Annotated in this window: 17 protein-coding genes; 11 read left to right on the forward strand and 6 right to left on the reverse strand. The window is 35.3% G+C overall.

The annotated features are described in order from the left end of the window. Positions 1 to 144 precede the first annotated feature (144 nt). Positions 145 to 1,461: an adenosylhomocysteinase gene (gene ahcY, locus LNP19_RS05975; RefSeq protein WP_230063877.1), complete on the reverse strand. Its 1,317-nt coding sequence runs from the start codon at positions 1,459 to 1,461 to the stop codon at positions 145 to 147. 293 nt (positions 1,462 to 1,754) lie between these two features. Between ahcY and LNP19_RS05980 the strand changes: the two genes are divergently transcribed. Further along, positions 1,755 to 2,396, forward strand: a complete 642-nt coding sequence (locus tag LNP19_RS05980; RefSeq protein WP_230063878.1) for a 4'-phosphopantetheinyl transferase family protein — start codon at positions 1,755 to 1,757, stop codon at positions 2,394 to 2,396. Here the strand turns inward: LNP19_RS05980 and LNP19_RS05985 are convergent. The 3 genes from LNP19_RS05985 to LNP19_RS05995 form a co-directional block, all read right to left on the reverse strand. Continuing rightward, the gene (locus tag LNP19_RS05985; protein ID WP_230063879.1) at positions 2,393 to 2,776 is read right to left on the reverse strand and encodes a group III truncated hemoglobin; all 384 of its coding nucleotides are present in this window, start codon (positions 2,774 to 2,776) and stop codon (positions 2,393 to 2,395) included. The genes LNP19_RS05980 and LNP19_RS05985 overlap by 4 nt on opposite strands. Beyond that, entirely contained in the window at positions 2,776 to 3,063 is a 288-nt protein-coding gene (locus LNP19_RS05990; protein WP_230063880.1) for a hypothetical protein, read from the reverse strand. The genes LNP19_RS05985 and LNP19_RS05990 overlap by 1 nt, the downstream gene beginning before the upstream one ends. Before the next feature lie 76 nt (positions 3,064 to 3,139). Then, a complete protein-coding gene (locus LNP19_RS05995; protein WP_230063881.1) occupies positions 3,140 to 3,736 on the reverse strand; it encodes a Crp/Fnr family transcriptional regulator in 597 nt (198 codons plus the stop codon). Between the two features lie 94 nt (positions 3,737 to 3,830). On the opposite strand from LNP19_RS05995, the gene LNP19_RS06000 reads away from it, so the two are divergent. The 5 genes from LNP19_RS06000 (at position 3,831) to LNP19_RS06020 (ending at position 10,240) form a co-directional block, all read left to right on the forward strand. Beyond that, positions 3,831 to 4,586 carry a phosphoglycerol geranylgeranyltransferase gene (locus LNP19_RS06000; RefSeq protein WP_230063882.1) on the forward strand — a complete coding sequence of 252 codons (756 nt, stop codon included), beginning with the start codon at positions 3,831 to 3,833 and terminating at the stop codon, positions 4,584 to 4,586. A 37-nt stretch (positions 4,587 to 4,623) separates the two neighbouring features. Then, a complete protein-coding gene (gene pnuC, locus LNP19_RS06005; protein WP_230063883.1) occupies positions 4,624 to 5,247 on the forward strand; it encodes a nicotinamide riboside transporter PnuC in 624 nt (207 codons plus the stop codon). Beyond that, a complete protein-coding gene (locus LNP19_RS06010; RefSeq protein ID WP_230063884.1) occupies positions 5,208 to 7,322 on the forward strand; it encodes a DUF4301 family protein in 2,115 nt (704 codons plus the stop codon). The genes pnuC and LNP19_RS06010 overlap by 40 nt, the downstream gene beginning before the upstream one ends. A 25-nt stretch (positions 7,323 to 7,347) precedes the next feature. After that, entirely contained in the window at positions 7,348 to 7,752 is a 405-nt protein-coding gene (gene arfB / locus LNP19_RS06015; protein WP_230063885.1) for an alternative ribosome rescue aminoacyl-tRNA hydrolase ArfB, read from the forward strand. Positions 7,753 to 8,020: 268 nt separating this feature from the next. Further along, a complete protein-coding gene (locus tag LNP19_RS06020; protein WP_230063886.1) occupies positions 8,021 to 10,240 on the forward strand; it encodes a TonB-dependent receptor in 2,220 nt (739 codons plus the stop codon). Positions 10,241 to 10,300: 60 nt separating this feature from the next. On the opposite strand, the gene LNP19_RS06025 is transcribed toward LNP19_RS06020, so the two are convergent. Then, on the reverse strand, positions 10,301 to 10,720 hold the full coding sequence (locus LNP19_RS06025) for a Rieske (2Fe-2S) protein (RefSeq protein ID WP_230063887.1): 420 nt from the start codon (positions 10,718 to 10,720) through the stop codon (positions 10,301 to 10,303). A 165-nt stretch (positions 10,721 to 10,885) separates the two neighbouring features. Here LNP19_RS06025 and greA point away from each other — a divergent pair, with 165 nt between their 5' ends. The 3 genes from greA (at position 10,886) to LNP19_RS06040 (ending at position 13,024) form a co-directional block, all read left to right on the forward strand. After that, a complete protein-coding gene (gene greA, locus LNP19_RS06030; protein ID WP_230063888.1) occupies positions 10,886 to 11,362 on the forward strand; it encodes a transcription elongation factor GreA in 477 nt (158 codons plus the stop codon). Positions 11,363 to 11,393: 31 nt separating this feature from the next. Continuing rightward, entirely contained in the window at positions 11,394 to 11,783 is a 390-nt protein-coding gene (locus LNP19_RS06035; RefSeq protein ID WP_230063889.1) for an HIT family protein, read from the forward strand. Positions 11,784 to 11,851: 68 nt separating this feature from the next. Beyond that, positions 11,852 to 13,024 carry a transglutaminase domain-containing protein gene (locus LNP19_RS06040; RefSeq protein ID WP_230063890.1) on the forward strand — a complete coding sequence of 391 codons (1,173 nt, stop codon included), beginning with the start codon at positions 11,852 to 11,854 and terminating at the stop codon, positions 13,022 to 13,024. Here the strand turns inward: LNP19_RS06040 and LNP19_RS06045 are convergent. Continuing rightward, entirely contained in the window at positions 13,021 to 14,169 is a 1,149-nt protein-coding gene (locus LNP19_RS06045) for a sensor histidine kinase (RefSeq protein WP_230063891.1), read from the reverse strand. The genes LNP19_RS06040 and LNP19_RS06045 overlap by 4 nt on opposite strands. A gap of 169 nt (positions 14,170 to 14,338) precedes the next feature. Between LNP19_RS06045 and LNP19_RS06050 the strand changes: the two genes are divergently transcribed. Beyond that, on the forward strand, positions 14,339 to 15,214 hold the full coding sequence (locus LNP19_RS06050) for a flavin reductase family protein (protein WP_230063892.1): 876 nt from the start codon (positions 14,339 to 14,341) through the stop codon (positions 15,212 to 15,214). A gap of 27 nt (positions 15,215 to 15,241) precedes the next feature. After that, positions 15,242 to 15,613 carry a DUF3127 domain-containing protein gene (locus LNP19_RS06055; protein ID WP_230063893.1) on the forward strand — a complete coding sequence of 124 codons (372 nt, stop codon included), beginning with the start codon at positions 15,242 to 15,244 and terminating at the stop codon, positions 15,611 to 15,613. The last annotated feature ends 70 nt before the right edge of the window (positions 15,614 to 15,683 follow it).

The following is a 15,683-nucleotide window of genomic DNA, read 5'->3' on the forward strand; positions in this document are numbered from 1 at the left end:
TATAGAAAAATTATTTTTCAGCTAGCAGGTGTTGTTGTCGAGCACGCATAAAAAAACCCTTACATTCAAACTGAATTTAGTTCAGTTCGCTGTAAGGGTTGTAATTCTGAAATCGTAAATTAAAAATCTACAATCTTAAATTATTTAGTATCTGTAATATTCTGGTTTGAATGGACCTTCAACAGCAACACCAATGTAAGCTGCTTGATCGTCACGTAAAGTTTCTAGTTCTACGCCTAATTTAGCAAGGTGCAACATAGCCACTTTCTCATCAAGGTGTTTTGGTAACATATAAACGTCATTGTTGTATGCTGCGCTGTTTTTCCACAATTCGATTTGAGCCAAAGTTTGGTTGGTGAATGAATTACTCATCACAAAACTTGGGTGACCTGTAGCACAACCTAGGTTTACTAAACGACCTTCGGCAAGAATGATGATATCTTTTCCGGCGATTGTGTATTTGTCAACCTGTGGTTTGATTTCAATTTTAGATGCACCGTGGTTTTTGTTCAACCAAGCCATATCAATTTCGTTATCAAAGTGTCCGATGTTACAAACGATAGTTTTGTCTTTCATTTGCTCGAAGTGCTCACCTAAAACGATGTCTTTATTTCCTGTAGTTGTGATGATGATATCAGCATTTCCAACAACGGTGTTTAATTTTTTTACTTCAAAACCGTCCATTGCAGCTTGTAAAGCACAAATTGGATCAATTTCAGTAACAGTTACAATAGAACCGGCACCTCTAAAAGAAGCTGCAGTTCCTTTTCCTACGTCACCGTATCCACATACAACAACTCTTTTTCCAGCTAACATGATATCAGTTGCACGACGAACCGCATCAACAGCCGATTCTTTACAACCGTATTTGTTATCAAATTTCGATTTAGTAACCGAGTCATTTACGTTAATTGCAGGCATTGGTAAAGTTCCCGCTTTTACTCTTTCATAAAGTCTGTGAACTCCAGTGGTAGTTTCTTCAGACAATCCTTTGATTCCCTCAACTAAATGTGGGTAACGGTCAATAACCATGTTTGTTAAATCTCCACCATCATCAAGAATCATGTTTAATGGTTTTCTGTCTTCACCAAAGAAAAGAGTTTGCTCGATACACCAGTCAAAATCTTCTTCGTTTAGACCTTTCCAAGCATAAACTTGAATTCCAGCAGCAGCAATAGCAGCAGCAGCTTGATCCTGAGTAGAGAAAATGTTACAAGAACTCCAAGTCACTTCAGCTCCAAGAGCGATTAAAGTTTCAATCAAAACCGCAGTTTGTATCGTCATGTGCAAACATCCTGCAATACGAGCACCAGCAAGCGGTTGTTCGTCTTTGTATTCCGCACGAAGTGCCATTAAACCTGGCATTTCAGCTTCCGCCAGTTCAATTTCTTTTCTTCCCCAAGCCGCTAAGGAAATGTCTTTTACTTTGAAAGCCACAAAAGGCATAGTCGTTGTACTCATTTATAGTATATTTGTAATTACTTCGTCCGTTCGCCTTTCAGGCTCGGGTGAAAATTTTTGTGCAAAATTACGTAATATCTTTAGAAATATACTAATTTGTAGAATATTTGTGAAATGTTTAATGGCTTAATCTTTTGAATATTAATGCTGTAATTTATAGATAGATTTCGTTTTAGGAGCTGATCCCGCTGTACACTATATCTTTTTATGCTGAATTCATTTCAGGACGCTGAAATGAATTCAGCATAAAAAGGATGCCGTTTCCATCGGGGCTATAAAATCAAGAAACCAATATGCCACTTTTTAAAACCATCAATTTCAATTCGGCCACCCAAATCCTAGTTTGGAAAATCACCGAATCATTCGAGGAACTAAACAATGAAATACAACTAAACGAAAAAAACAGTATTCGTCTAGGTGGAATGAAATCCCAAATGCAGCAACGTGCGTTTTTGAGTGTGCGTAAATTGCTGCAGGAATTGGGTTATACGGATTTCGATTTGTATTATGACCAATTCGGGAAACCGCACTTGCATGACGGAAAGCACATTTCGATAACGCATTCCCATGATTTTTCGGCAATTATTATCAGCGACGAAACTGTGGGAATCGACATCGAACTGCAGCGCGAGAAAATCATCAAAATCGCCGATAAATTCTGCGACTGCGAATTTCAATTCCTCGAACCCGAAAAAATGCCGGATTACATCCGAAAATTAACGATGATTTGGGGTGCCAAAGAAGCGATTTTCAAAATCCGAAACGAAAAAGGAATCAGTTTCAAAAATCACATCAAGGTCGATGCCTTTGAATTAGAAAGTAAAGAAGCCAATGTTAAACTTCATTTTGATAATCTGATCAAAGATTTCATTATTCATTTTGAAGAAATTGAGGGATTTACCTTGGTTTATGCTTTTCAGGAAAACGAATCTTAAGCCCGACTTTCAAAAATATTCATATAGAGAAAAGTCCCCATTTTTCGGGCTCTTCGTTTTAGAATTTCCACATTTTCGCCTTCAAAAAGTTCGTCCAAAGTAGCGAACCACAAATTCAGCCAAATCCCAAATTCGTTTGGCGTGATGCGCTGACCAAAACGTTTGTCGACCGCATTATGTGCCAAAATTGGGTTTCCCTTGTACTTTTTTACGGCAAATAAATTGGTTTCCCAAAAATCGGTCAACTTCTCCAGATGTTCGTCCCAGTTGCTGATGGTTTCATTAAAGAAAAAACCAATTTCCTCGTCTGCTCTTATTTTATCATAAAAAGTGGCGACTAAAAGCTTTAGATCGTCTCGGTTTTCAATTTGTTTTCTCATCAGATGGTAATGGAATTGATTATAATAAATAAAATGCTGAAAAATACACTAATAATGGTAAGATTAAGTATGACTTTATGTTTCATTTGTGCCAAAATAGAAGTGTTTACAAGCATACAAATCAGTACAATAACGGCCAATTGAAGCATTTGTACTAGAGTTGTTCCGTTTTTAAGAACATTCATGGCAGCGGCTGAACCCAAACAACTTTGTCCAATAACGATTAATGTTGCAGAGCCAATGAAATTGTTGTCAAAACCTGTGAGTGTTTTTTTGTAAAGTGTCATGATAATTTGTTTTTGTTGGTACAAATTTACGACCGCTTGGATTCGATTATTTATGACCTAGGTCATAAAGCTTTTTTTACCGATATACCTTTCGATTTACGATTTTCAACTCTCCTTTTTTTTCCAATGTTTTAATGGTTCTGATGACGGTTTCTACCCGAAGGCCTGTTAAATCTCCCATTTGTTGTCGCGTCAAATCAATATGAAATCCGTTCTTGTCTTTTTTAAAATTAAAATAAGTAATAGAATAATCAAATAACTGCAAGAGTCGGTGCTCCGAATCTTGGGTCGAAATCTCCGCCGCCATAACCGATTTGTAATGCAGACGCTGCGCTAGGTTTTCGATGATTTTAATAGAAACTGCGGTATTTTCGGCGATTAATTTCAGGAAACTGTCTTTCGGAATACTAAGTAATTCACAATCTTCGATGGCTTCGGCGTTGGCGGGATAGGTTCGGTCTAAAAATAGAGGAGGTTCGCCAAAGCTCTGATTTGCATAAAAAAAACCTTGGATGAATTCCCGACCTTCATCATTAAAATTATTCATTTTTACGGCTCCCGAAATAATTTGATAATAATGCGTTGCCAAATTGCCTTTCTCAAAAATGATTTCCGACTTTTTGTATTGCTTTCGTACCGCTCCATATTTTTCGAGTAATTCTATTTCGATCATGGCTTTTTTCTTTTGTATTTTAGAATCCTAAAACAAAGATAAATTTTATAAAAGTAATGCTGGCTTTCAAAAAACCTATATTTTTACGTTCGTTATGAAAAATAAAGATATATATTGTCAAATACTTCGGGCGAAGTTGGATGGTCAAAAATTATTGGCTATTTTGCTGGATCCTGACAAGATCGTTTGGGGGAATTTAGACAATCTGATTTCAAAAATCAACCAATCGCCGGGAACACATATTTTCATCGGCGGAAGCTTGGTTACCACTACTATTCTTGACGAATTAATTTTAAAGATAAAACAAAATTGTCTTTTGCCAATCGTACTCTTTCCGGGAAATCCTTCGCAAATTTCGGACAAAGCCGATGCGATTTTGTTTCTGTCATTGATCTCGGGAAGAAATCCCGATTATTTGATAGAACATCAGGTAAAAGCGGCACCCATTTTGAGGCAAACTAGTCTTGAAATAATTCCTACCGGATATGTTTTGATAGAAAGCGGCGGAGAAACTGCCGTTGAAAGAATTAGCAAAACAAAACCTTTAGACAGAAATAATTCGGATTTGGTTTTGGCAACCGCTCAAGCCGGAGAAATGCTTGGTAATAAATTAATTTATCTGGAAGCCGGAAGCGGTGCCCAACAGGCAATTCCTTTAGAAATGGTTGGATTAGTTTCTAAAAATATAGGAATCCCCTTAATTGTTGGAGGCGGAATCGTAAATTTGCGCGAAATTCAAAATGCCTATGAAGCGGGAGCTGATTTAGTGGTCATTGGGACGGCTTTTGAAAATGACATGAATTTTTTTGATTTTAGAATAGCGGAGCAATCAAAAAGCAGCATTCGTTAATTTTTTATCACTATTTGAAATTTAAATATGAACTAAAATGATAGAATTTTTTCTAGATGCTTACAAGAATGCCTCAATTACTCAAATCATATTGGAGTTTGTTGTTTTTGTATTCGGAATTTTAAGTGTTTGGTTTGCCAAAAAAGAGAATATTTGGGTTTACCCAACGGGATTGATTGCAACAGTTATTTCGGTTTATTTGCTTTTTGTTGCTGGTTATCTGGGTGATATGATGATTAATGGCTATTTCTCTATTATGAGTATTTATGGCTGGTATAAATGGGGTCGCAAAGTAAATGATACCGAAGAATTGCCTATAACAAGAACAAATACCAAAGAAAAAGCCATTGGAATTTTATTGTTTTTTATTACAGTTTTAGTGGTTTTTGGGATATACAAATGGTTCGATTACGAGATTCATAAGGAAAATTATTTAGACATTATTGCCTCGGGAATATTTTTTACCGGAATGTGGTTTATGGCTAACAAGAAAATCGAAAACTGGACACTTTGGATAATCGGTGATATAATTGTGACTCCTTTGTATGCTTATCGTGGACTGGGAATGTTATCTTTGCAATATTTAATTTTTACAATAATGGCTATTTCGGCCTATTTAGAATGGAGAAAAATCTTAAACAAAAGCAATCCGCAATTATAAAAATCGCTTTGTTTGGTCCTGAAAGCACCGGCAAAACGACATTGGCAAAACAACTCGCTGGACATTATAAAACGGCTTGGGCTCCTGAATTTGCAAGGGAATATCTTCAAGAGAAATGGGATAAGAGCCAGCTTATTTGTGATGTAAATGATATGTTGCCTATTGCTTATGGTCAAACGCAATTGGAAAACGAAAAGCTGTCGATCGCCAATAAATACCTTTTTTGCGATACTAATTTATTGGTGACTAAGGTGTTTTCGGAAGTTTATTATAACTATTGTGATCCTTTGCTGGACAAAGCGGCTCAGGAACACGAATACGATTTGTTTTTTCTGACAGATATTGATGTTCCTTGGGAAAAAGATGATTTAAGAGATACAGCCGAAGGACGAGAAAACGTTTTTGAAGTTTTCAAGCAATCATTGATTGATAATAAAAAACCTTTTATTACTCTTTCGGGAGATCAAAAATTGAGATTGAATACGGCAATTTCTATTACTGATGATTTAACTAAAGCGAAAGAATTGGGATTTTCTTCGCTTGATTTTGTTCAGATTTATACTCGTGGAATTTCAATAGAGAAGATTCAAAAACAATTGCAATTCCTTCAAAACGGAATCTCCAAAACACTGTTGGTACAGCCGGCAACCTTATATAATGGGATTTTGAAACTTTCTGAAACGGATTTTATAGAAAGGGCAGCTTTTTTTGATGCCAATAAACAATCCCTAAATCTGCTGAAATTTGTTCCTGCTTCGGGTGCAGCCACAAGGATGTTCAAGTTTTTGATTGCTTTTTTAAATGAATTTGATATTAATAATGAAACTATCAATGCTTATATCAATCGAAAAAAAGACAGCGAATTGTCGATTTTTATTGTCGCTATGGAGAAGTTTCCGTTTTTTGAGGCAATTGATAGAAAGCTAAGAGAAGAATTTCCAAGTTTTGATGCTTTGGAAAACGACTATAAGAATTATTATTTTATAAAATTCCTCTTGTCTTCGGATTATTTTGATTTTGCCAATAAACCAAAAGGGATTTTGCCTTTTCATAAATATGCAACCAATATTGCCACACCAATAGAGGAGCATTTGTACGAATGTAGTTATTATGGCAGTTCTAATGGGCAATCTCATCTGCATTTTACCGTTTCTGAGGCGCATCAAGATCAATTTGAGAGCATAATCAATTCGATAAAAGCTAAGGTGGAAGAGGAATCTAAAACGGCAATAAATGTATCTTACTCCTATCAGGATAAAAGTACCGATACGCTGGCTGTTGATCTGGAAAATAAGCCGTTTAGAGACGATGAAGGCCAACTGGTTTTTAGACCGGGAGGACATGGCGCTCTCATTGAGAATTTGAATAAATTAAATGCTGAGGTCATTTTTATAAAAAACATTGACAATGTTATTCATGATAACAACGAGAAAAATGCGTTGTATAAAAAGGCTTTGGCGGGGATATTGGTTGGATTACAGCAGCAAATTTTTAGTTATTTGAAGCTAATGGATCAAAATTCGATAAATGAAGAACAAGTTGAAGGAATTAGGGTTTTCTTAGAAACGAAATTAAATGTAGAAATGGAAGCGGGTTTTGATGCCTTGGCTTTGGAAAATAAAATTAAATTTGTCAACAATGCTTTAAATAGACCCATTCGAGTTTGTGGAATGGTGAAGAATGAAGGAGAACCCGGAGGTGGACCGTTTTGGGTCAGGAATGAGGATAATACAGTTTCACTTCAGATTGTAGAATCCTCGCAAGTGGATTTGAATGATGAAAATCAAGCCAAGATTCTTGCTGATGCCACCCATTTTAACCCTGTTGATCTTGTTTGCGGAATCAAAAATTACAAAAACGAAAAGTTTGATTTATTGCAGTTTGTAAATCACAATAGCGGTTTTATTGTTGAAAAAAACAGTTCGGGAAAATGTATTAAAGCCTATGAATTACCAGGTTTGTGGAATGGAGCTATGGCAAATTGGCTGACAGTTTTTGTCGAAGTGCCTTTGATTACTTTTAATCCCGTAAAAACGGTAAACGATTTATTGAAACCAGCACATCAATCACATTAATCTAACTGAAATAAATTCAGTCTAAATGGAAACGCATAAAATAATATCTGAGTTACAGTATAAGGCTGTTCGAAGCAGTGGAGCTGGTGGACAAAATGTGAACAAAGTTGCATCAAAGGTGGTTTTGACTTTTGATTTAAAACAATCTCAGGCATTGTCCGAAGAAGAAAAGTTACTGTTGCAAACGAATTTGGCTTCAAGATTAACCTCTGATTTGATCTTAATATTAAATTGTGATGAGAACCGCAGTCAGCTTAAAAATAAAGAAATTGTTACGAAGCGTTTTTTGGAATTGATCAAAAAAGGATTGCTGGTTCCTAAAGAAAGAAAAGCAACCAAGATACCAAAATCAGCCATTAGAAAGCGAATTAAGGACAAAAAGAATATTTCTCAAACCAAGCTAAACCGCAGAAAACCAGATTTAAATTGATAGTGTTTTCTGGAATGGAATTATTTTTTTTAAATCTAAGGGATAAACAATCTGAATATCTAAAAATCTTTTCTAAATTTGCCGCGTCTCAAAGGGGTGCTCTAAATAACGAGCTGAGATTATACCCAACGAACCTGAGCAAGTAATGTTGCTAAGGGAAAAAATGACAAAAACGTAGCGTGCACACTATCTATTTGTCATAGGAAACAATCATTTATTAATTTAACAAAAAGAATAATTCCCCCTTTTATTCGTAATTTTTTTACGGATGAATACTTTATTTTACAAAAAGAGCCAAGAGCCAAAAAGCAAGAACCCAAACAGTTCAATTCGAGTATTTTTTATACTTTTCATTTTTCACTTTTCACTTTTCACTTTTTCACAAGTCAAAGACACGACCAAAGTCAATCAGCTCGATGCCGTTTTGGTTTCGGCAGTTCGTGCCAGCACAAAAACACCGGTAAGTTTTAGCAACCTCGATAAAAAAGAGATTAAATTTCGAAATTTAGGACAAGATATTCCTATTTTGATGACTTTTTTACCATCTGTAGTTACGACTAGTGATGCCGGAAATGGAGTAGGTTACACAGGGATTCGTGTCCGTGGTAGCGATGCAACCAGAGTCAATGTAACTATTAATGGGATTCCTTACAATGATTCCGAAAGTCATGGGACTTTTTGGGTAAACATGCCAGATTTTGCTTCTTCGATAGAAAGTTTGCAGTTGCAGCGTGGTGTGGGAACTTCGACTAATGGTGCTGGAGCTTTTGGAGCGAGTTTGAATATGTTGACGGATTCTTTTGCCAAGGAAAGCAATGGGGAAATCTCTAATTCTTTTGGAAGTTTCAATACCAGAAAGCATACTGTAAAATTCAGTACCGGATTAATTGATGATCATTTTGAATTAGCAGGTCGAGTATCTGCTCTTAAGTCAGATGGCTATATTGACAGGGCTTTTTCTGATTTGAAATCCTATTTCTTGCAAGGAACTTATGTGGGTAAAGCCACTTTAATAAAAGCGTTGGCTTTTGGAGGAATGGAGAAAACGTATCAGTCTTGGAACGGTTTGGAAGATTTGGATAAACTAAAAAATGACCGAACCTACAATACTGCAGGAATGTATACCGATGAATTTGGGAACACTCGTTTTTATGACAATGAAACCGATAATTACCAGCAAGACCATTATCAGTTGCATTGGAATGAAAAAGTGGCTGAAAATTGGAACACGAATTTGGCTTTTCATTACACCAAAGGAAAAGGCTATTATGAGAATTACAAAGAAGATGCGAAATTTTCGGCTTATGGTTTAACTCCAATTGTTATTAATGGAGCCATAATTAATAGAACTGATTTAATTCGTCAAAAATGGCTGGACAATGATTTTTATGGAACCACTTTTTCGGCTAATTACAAAGACGAAAAATTGGATGTGATTTTTGGCGGTGGATACAACAAATACGAAGGAGCTCATTTTGGGAAAATAATCTGGGCGCGTTATGCTTCACAAAGTGAATTGGATGATCGTTATTACGATGATTTCGCTTCAAGAACAGACGGGAATATTTTTGTGAAAGCCAATTATCAAATTGCCGAAAAGCTTAGTTTGTTTGGAGATTTGCAACTTAGAAATGTGCATTATAAAGCAAATAGCGCAGAAGCAGGTTTAGTTAACGACAATTTTAATTTCTTTAACCCAAAAGCGGGTTTGAATTTTGAAATCAACGCCAATAACGCTTTGTATTTTTCTTATGCCAGAGCGAATAGGGAGCCTAATAGAACCGATTATGAAAACGGTAGTCCAAGACCGGAGAAACTGAATGATTTTGAATTAGGTTTGCGCCACGTTAGCTCAAAAGTAAAATTCAATGCCAATGTTTATTATATGGCCTACAAAGATCAATTGATTCTTACCGGAGCCTTAGACGATGTTGGTGCTCCTGTTCGTGAAAATAGCGGAGACAGTTACCGTTTGGGTCTTGAGCTTGATGCTACAATTGCAATATTAGATAATTTGTTTATCAAACCTAATGCGACAATAAGTACCAATAAAAACAAAGATTTTTTCTTTAAGAGAGATGGCGTTTTGACCGCCTTGGGAAATACAAATATTGCGTATTCACCTGATTTTATTGCCGGGAATATGGTGAACTTTTTACCAGTTAAAAATCTTCAAATATCGTTGTTGTCTAAATTTGTTGGAGAGCAATACATGGGTAACATAGACTCAGATGGATCTAAGTTGAAATCCTATTTTGTAAATGATTTGAACGTTTCGTATGAATTTAAACCAAAGTCGGTTTTTAAATCAATATTGCTGTCTGCTTTGGTGAATAATATTTTTGACTATAAATACGTGTCTAATGGGTATTTCTATACTTATGATGATGATTATTCTAATCCGCCTGCTGTTACCACAATTGAAGGGGCAGGTTATTATCCGCAAGCCGGAATTAATTTCCTTGCCGGATTGACATTGAAGTTTTAAAGATAAGAATGTAAATAGTAAAAAAGGTTGAAAGTTTTAAACTTTCAACCTTTTTTAGTTTTAATTATAAACCCGCAGCACAGTTCCATTCACTTCAACCCTATATTGTTTTAAAGGATATTGCAATCCCGATTGACTTAGACCTGTATATAAGCTATATTCAGATTTGTCGCAGGGACATACCAGATTGATTCCTTTTAAAGTCAAGTTAGTGCAGGAATCCAAGCTTTGATTAGGACAGGCCGCATCAAAAGCATTGTAACCACTACCGGTATTAAAAACGTAAATACCTCTAGATCCTACGCCAGCTCCCGAGTAATAAATGGCATTTCCTGGATAGGTAAGATTCTGATAAAAAGCCAAATTTAGATTTACCGAAAAACTATAATTAGGGATATATGGGTTTTTATTGTTAAAACCATTATCGCTACAGCCAAAAAAGAAAGGCACAATCAGGAGTAGGAGAAGGTGTTTTTTCATTTTTTAAAATAAATTAAAAGTATTAGTTAAACAAATTTAATTTATTTAACTTTGACTTATATATATGATTAACATATAATTTTAGACTAAAGAAAATAAAAGTATCTTTGTGGAAAGAAATCCCGTCCTGATGGGATTTTTTCTATTTAAATAAATGACGAAACTATGAGCGCAATATCTTATTACACCGCAGAAGGATTAAAAAAGTTAAGAGAAGAATTGGATTATTTGAAAAGTGTGATGCGTCCAAAAGCATCTGCTGATATAGCTGAGGCAAGAGATAAAGGAGATTTGTCAGAAAATGCAGAATATGATGCGGCAAAGGAAGCACAGGGAATGTTGGAGATGAGAATTGCCAAATTAGAGGAAATACATTCTAATGCAAGATTGATTGATGAAACGAACCTTGATCTTTCTAAGGTATTAGTCTTGTCTAGCGTGAAAATCAAAAATCAGGCTAATGGCATGGAAATGAAGTATACCTTGGTTGCCGAAAGTGAAGCTGACTTGAAAACCGGAAAGATATCCGTTACTTCTCCAATTGGGAAAGGTTTATTAGGGAAATCCATTGGTGAAGTTGCCGAAATTACGGTTCCAAACGGGGTTTTGAAATTTGAAATTCTAGAAATTTCCCGCGACTAATTATTAGTTTTTAAAAATTACAAAGTAAAAAATGAGTTCAATATTTACCAAAATAGTAAACGGGGAAATACCTTGTTACAAAATTGCCGAAGACGAGAATTATTTGGCTTTTTTGGATGTAAATCCAAATGCAAAAGGACATACGCTTTGTATCCCGAAGTTTGAAGTCGATAAAATATTTGACATGGATGAAGCACATTATTTGGGCTTGATGCATTTTTCAAGAAAGATTGCCATTGCGCTAGAGAAAACTGTTCCTTGTAAACGAATTGGAATGGCCGTTGTAGGACTTGAAGTACCTCATGCCCATGTGCATTTAATTCCCTTGAATGAAATGGACGAAATGCGATTTCAAAATAAAGTTTCTTTGACCAAAGAAGAATTTGAAGCTTTGGCACAAAGCATTCAATCTAATTTATAGCAACATAATTCTATTAAAAAGAAGCACGATTTTTGTCGTGTTTTTTTTTATGAAATAATTTAACGAGTATGAGAAACTATTTTTCATTTTTAATCTTGTTTTTATCCGTTTTTAGTTTTGCTCAAACGAAAACGACTTACACCGTAGTTGATAATAAAATGACTGTAATTCCTAGGGATTTGAGTAGTTCCACGGCTGGGATAGCAGCGTTTATTAGTACTAATTTCAAAACGGACAATGATAAAATTCGTGCTGCCTTTCATTGGACTGCTTCTAATATAAGCTATGATGTAGCGAATATGTTTGCTGTAAATTTCAATGAGACAGAACTAGAAAAAATAACCAAGACAGTACAGACAAAAAAAGGAGTTTGTAGTCACTATGCTGCTGTTTTTAATGATATTGCTAAGAAAATAGGTATCGAGTCTTATATCATCGAGGGCTATACAAAACAAAACGGAAAAGTGGGAGATTTGGCTCACGCTTGGGTTGTGGCAAAAATTGATGGACAATGGTTTCTTTTTGACCCAACATGGGGCGCAGGATACGTTAATAACGGCAAGTTTTATAAAAAAATAAACGATGCTTATTTTAAGGTTGCGCCTACAAAAATGATTGCCTCTCATATTTCGTTTGATTATTTATGGCAATTCCTGAATTATCCCATAACCAATGGGGAGTTTTATGAAGGTAAAATCCAAATTAATAAAACGAAGAAGTACTTTGACTTTGAAAAAGAAATTGTCAAGTACAATGGCTTGTCAGAGATTGATCAATTGTTTGAGACTGCCAAAAGAATAGAGGAAAACGGTTTGAAAAACGCCATGATTCTGGAGCGTTATGAAGGTAAAAAGAAGAATATAGCTTATTTGAGACAAAGTATAAGTATTGATAAATTGAATTCAATCGTGAATGAGATGAATGAGGCGGTGGTTTTATTGAATGATTTTATTAATTACAGAAATAAAAAGTTTAAACCTACTTTTCCGGATGAGCAAATCAATAGTATGATCCAAATTCCAAGAGAGAAATTAATCAAATGTCAGAATGATATCTATAGTATTGGTTCAGTAGGGAGTGAGAATGCATCAAACTTAACTTCGATTAAAAGTAGTATTGCAACCGCTTTGGCCCAAGCCGAAGAACATGCTTTGTTTGTAAAAGACTATTTAGGAAAATCTAAATTAGTTAGAAAAACAATGTTTTCGAAAGTGTCTTGGTTTGGAATCCCGTTAAATTAACTTGTTTTTTTGAATGAAAGCTGCATAGTGGTTCCTTTCCCAATTTCGGAGTTCAATACCTTTATACTTCCTTTGTGGTATTCTTCTACTATTCTTTTGGTCAAGGAAAGTCCTAATCCCCAGCCTCTTTTTTTGGTAGTGAAGCCAGGTTCGAAGATGGTTTTGAATTGTTTTTTCTGAATTCCATTGCCACTGTCTGTAATATTTATTTTTACTATCTCATTGTCTTGTTCAATTTTTATAGATAGTTTTCCTCTTCCTTTCATGGCGTCAATGGCGTTTTTCACCAAGTTTTCAATCGTCCAACTATGTAAGATAGGGTTGAGCATTACATAAAGAGGCATTTTTGGACCTTCGAAAGTAAATTCAATTTGTTTGGAAAATCGGGATTGCAGGTAGTTGTATGACTGTAGGGTTTCTTCAATAATATCTTTTTTTTCAAGTACAGGTTCAGAGCCTATTTTTGAGAAACGATCCGTAATGGTTTGCAGGCGTTCGATGTCTTTTTCGATTTCGGCCGTGGTATTTTTGTCAATATTTTCGGTTTTTAGTAGTTCGACCCAGCCTATTAGAGAAGAGAGTGGAGTCCCAATTTGATGTGCGGTTTCTTTAGCCATTCCAGCCCAAAGTTTGTTCTGTGTGGCTATTCGGGTACTTTTGTAAAAATTGTAAACCAAGGCGACAAATAAGAAAATGATGAGCAACAAGGCTATGGGATAGTATTTGAGTTTATTGAGTAAGGCCGAATTTCCATAGTATAGTTTTTGAAATTTACCGGGTACATATTCAATTACAATGGGGTCATTTTCACTTTTTAAATCAGATAAAAAATCAGCGGCTTTATCAGTGTTTTTTATGATTTCTTCGTCAATGTTAACGGTGTTTATAATGCTGTCGTGTTCAGTAAGAATGATAGGGATGGAAGTATTGTTGCTGAAAATCAGTAACGGAAGTTCAACATCCGTATTTTCTCCAGCTGTTTTTAGTGTTTTTTGGGCGTTTGCCCAAAGATTCATTTTTAGACGCTCTTCGTTTTTGAATATTTGAAAAAAGGTATACGTATTCCATAGAATTAGTGAAATAATAAAGAAAGAGGCGGTAATAATGACCCAGCGTGTGGTGTTTCTTTTTTTAGAAAACTGCATAAATGAGATTTTGAGGTATAAATATAACGAAATATACGCAGTATTATTTCAGTTTTTAATAGAGGGATTATTGTTAAAAGTATTTTTTAAGATTAAATAGAGCTAGCTTCTTTTTTTACAAAACGATTTACTTATTTTTGTAAAATAAAATGGCGAAACCAAAATAAATATGATTAGTATTGATCCCAAAAGTATTGCAACTGCTAAATTACAAGGATATTTACAAGGCGCTGTTGGTCCAAGGCCAATAGCTTTTGCAAGTACCGTAGATGAAAAAGGGAATCCAAATTTATCCCCTTTTAGTTTCTTTAATGTTTTTAGCGCTAATCCGCCTATTTTAGTTTTTTCGCCTTCAAGACGCGTGCGCGATAATTCAATTAAGCATACTTTGATGAATTGTGAAGCAACCAAAGAAGTGGTGATCAATGTCGTTAACTTTAATATCGTACAACAAACTTCTCTTGCAAGTACCGAATATGCCGATGGCGTAAACGAGTTTTTGAAGGCCGGTTTAACCGCAATTCCCTCGGATATTGTGAAGCCGTATAGGGTTAAAGAATCGCCGGTGCAGTTTGAATGTAAAGTGAATCAGATAATTCCGTTAGGCACTGAGGGCGGAGCTGGGAATTTAATTCTTTGTGAGGTGGTAAAAATTCATATCGATGAAGCGATTTTGGACGAAAATGGAGTGATTGATCAGTATAAAATTGATTTAGTTTCTCGTTTAGGCGGGAATTGGTATTCCAGGTCGAATCAAGGATTATTTGAAGTGCCGAAACCTTTGGTGACTTTGGGTATTGGTGTTGACGCTATCCCGAATCATGTCAAGGAAAGTGCCGTATTTGACGGGAATGATTTGGGTAAATTAGGAAATATTGAAGCCTTGCCTACAATAGAAGAAGTTAGTATATTTGTAAAACAGAATTTTTCTGTGAAAGGAGTATTGAGCTCAGATGACAAACAAAAGGTGCATCAAGAAGCTAAAAAATACTTAGATAACGATGATGTATTTTCTGCATGGAAAGTGCTTCTGGCCAAAAAATAATCTTAAATAACAATTAAAATAGCGAAGATGGAAGTTACAGGGAAAATTAAAGTTGTTAATCCAGAACAACAAGTTAGTGCATCATTTAAAAAAAGAGAGTTAGTTGTTACTACAGAAGAGCAATATCCTCAACATATTATGATTGAGTTTACTCAAGATAAATGTGATTTGTTAAACAACTATAGTGTTGGTGAGCCTGTAAAAGTTTCAATCAATTTAAGAGGTAGAGAATGGGTTAATCCACAAGGAGAAACAAAATACTTTAACAGTATTCAAGGGTGGAGAATTGAGAAAATGGCTAATGAAGCACAAGCTCCTTCGGCTCCAATGCCTACAGCTCAAACCTTTGCTCCAGCTACAAGTTTAAACGAAGACGAACCGGACGATTTACCATTTTAATATACATATATTCATTGAAAGCCTTGATAATCTCAAGGCTTTTTTTGTGCTATAGTGTTTCGAATGAAGA

The organism is Flavobacterium acetivorans, from assembly GCF_020911885.1.
Classification (GTDB): Bacteria; Bacteroidota; Bacteroidia; order Flavobacteriales; family Flavobacteriaceae; genus Flavobacterium; species Flavobacterium acetivorans.

Coding starts and splice junctions, on each gene's coding strand:
- LNP19_RS05980 (WP_230063878.1), top strand. CDS start 1,755: ATGCCACTTTTTAAAACCATCAATTTCAATTCGGCCACCCAAATCCTA.
- LNP19_RS06045 (WP_230063891.1), bottom strand. CDS start 14,169: ATGCAGTTTTCTAAAAAAAGAAACACCACACGCTGGGTCATTATTACC.
- LNP19_RS05985 (WP_230063879.1), bottom strand. CDS start 2,776: ATGAGAAAACAAATTGAAAACCGAGACGATCTAAAGCTTTTAGTCGCC.
- arfB (WP_230063885.1), top strand. CDS start 7,348: ATGGAAACGCATAAAATAATATCTGAGTTACAGTATAAGGCTGTTCGA.
- pnuC (WP_230063883.1), top strand. CDS start 4,624: ATGATAGAATTTTTTCTAGATGCTTACAAGAATGCCTCAATTACTCAA.
- LNP19_RS06000 (WP_230063882.1), top strand. CDS start 3,831: ATGAAAAATAAAGATATATATTGTCAAATACTTCGGGCGAAGTTGGAT.
- LNP19_RS06050 (WP_230063892.1), top strand. CDS start 14,339: ATGATTAGTATTGATCCCAAAAGTATTGCAACTGCTAAATTACAAGGA.
- LNP19_RS05995 (WP_230063881.1), bottom strand. CDS start 3,736: ATGATCGAAATAGAATTACTCGAAAAATATGGAGCGGTACGAAAGCAA.
- greA (WP_230063888.1), top strand. CDS start 10,886: ATGAGCGCAATATCTTATTACACCGCAGAAGGATTAAAAAAGTTAAGA.
- ahcY (WP_230063877.1), bottom strand. CDS start 1,461: ATGAGTACAACGACTATGCCTTTTGTGGCTTTCAAAGTAAAAGACATT.
- LNP19_RS06010 (WP_230063884.1), top strand. CDS start 5,208: ATGGAGAAAAATCTTAAACAAAAGCAATCCGCAATTATAAAAATCGCT.
- LNP19_RS06035 (WP_230063889.1), top strand. CDS start 11,394: ATGAGTTCAATATTTACCAAAATAGTAAACGGGGAAATACCTTGTTAC.
- LNP19_RS06055 (WP_230063893.1), top strand. CDS start 15,242: ATGGAAGTTACAGGGAAAATTAAAGTTGTTAATCCAGAACAACAAGTT.
- LNP19_RS06020 (WP_230063886.1), top strand. CDS start 8,021: ATGAATACTTTATTTTACAAAAAGAGCCAAGAGCCAAAAAGCAAGAAC.
- LNP19_RS06040 (WP_230063890.1), top strand. CDS start 11,852: ATGAGAAACTATTTTTCATTTTTAATCTTGTTTTTATCCGTTTTTAGT.
- LNP19_RS05990 (WP_230063880.1), bottom strand. CDS start 3,063: ATGACACTTTACAAAAAAACACTCACAGGTTTTGACAACAATTTCATT.
- LNP19_RS06025 (WP_230063887.1), bottom strand. CDS start 10,720: ATGAAAAAACACCTTCTCCTACTCCTGATTGTGCCTTTCTTTTTTGGC.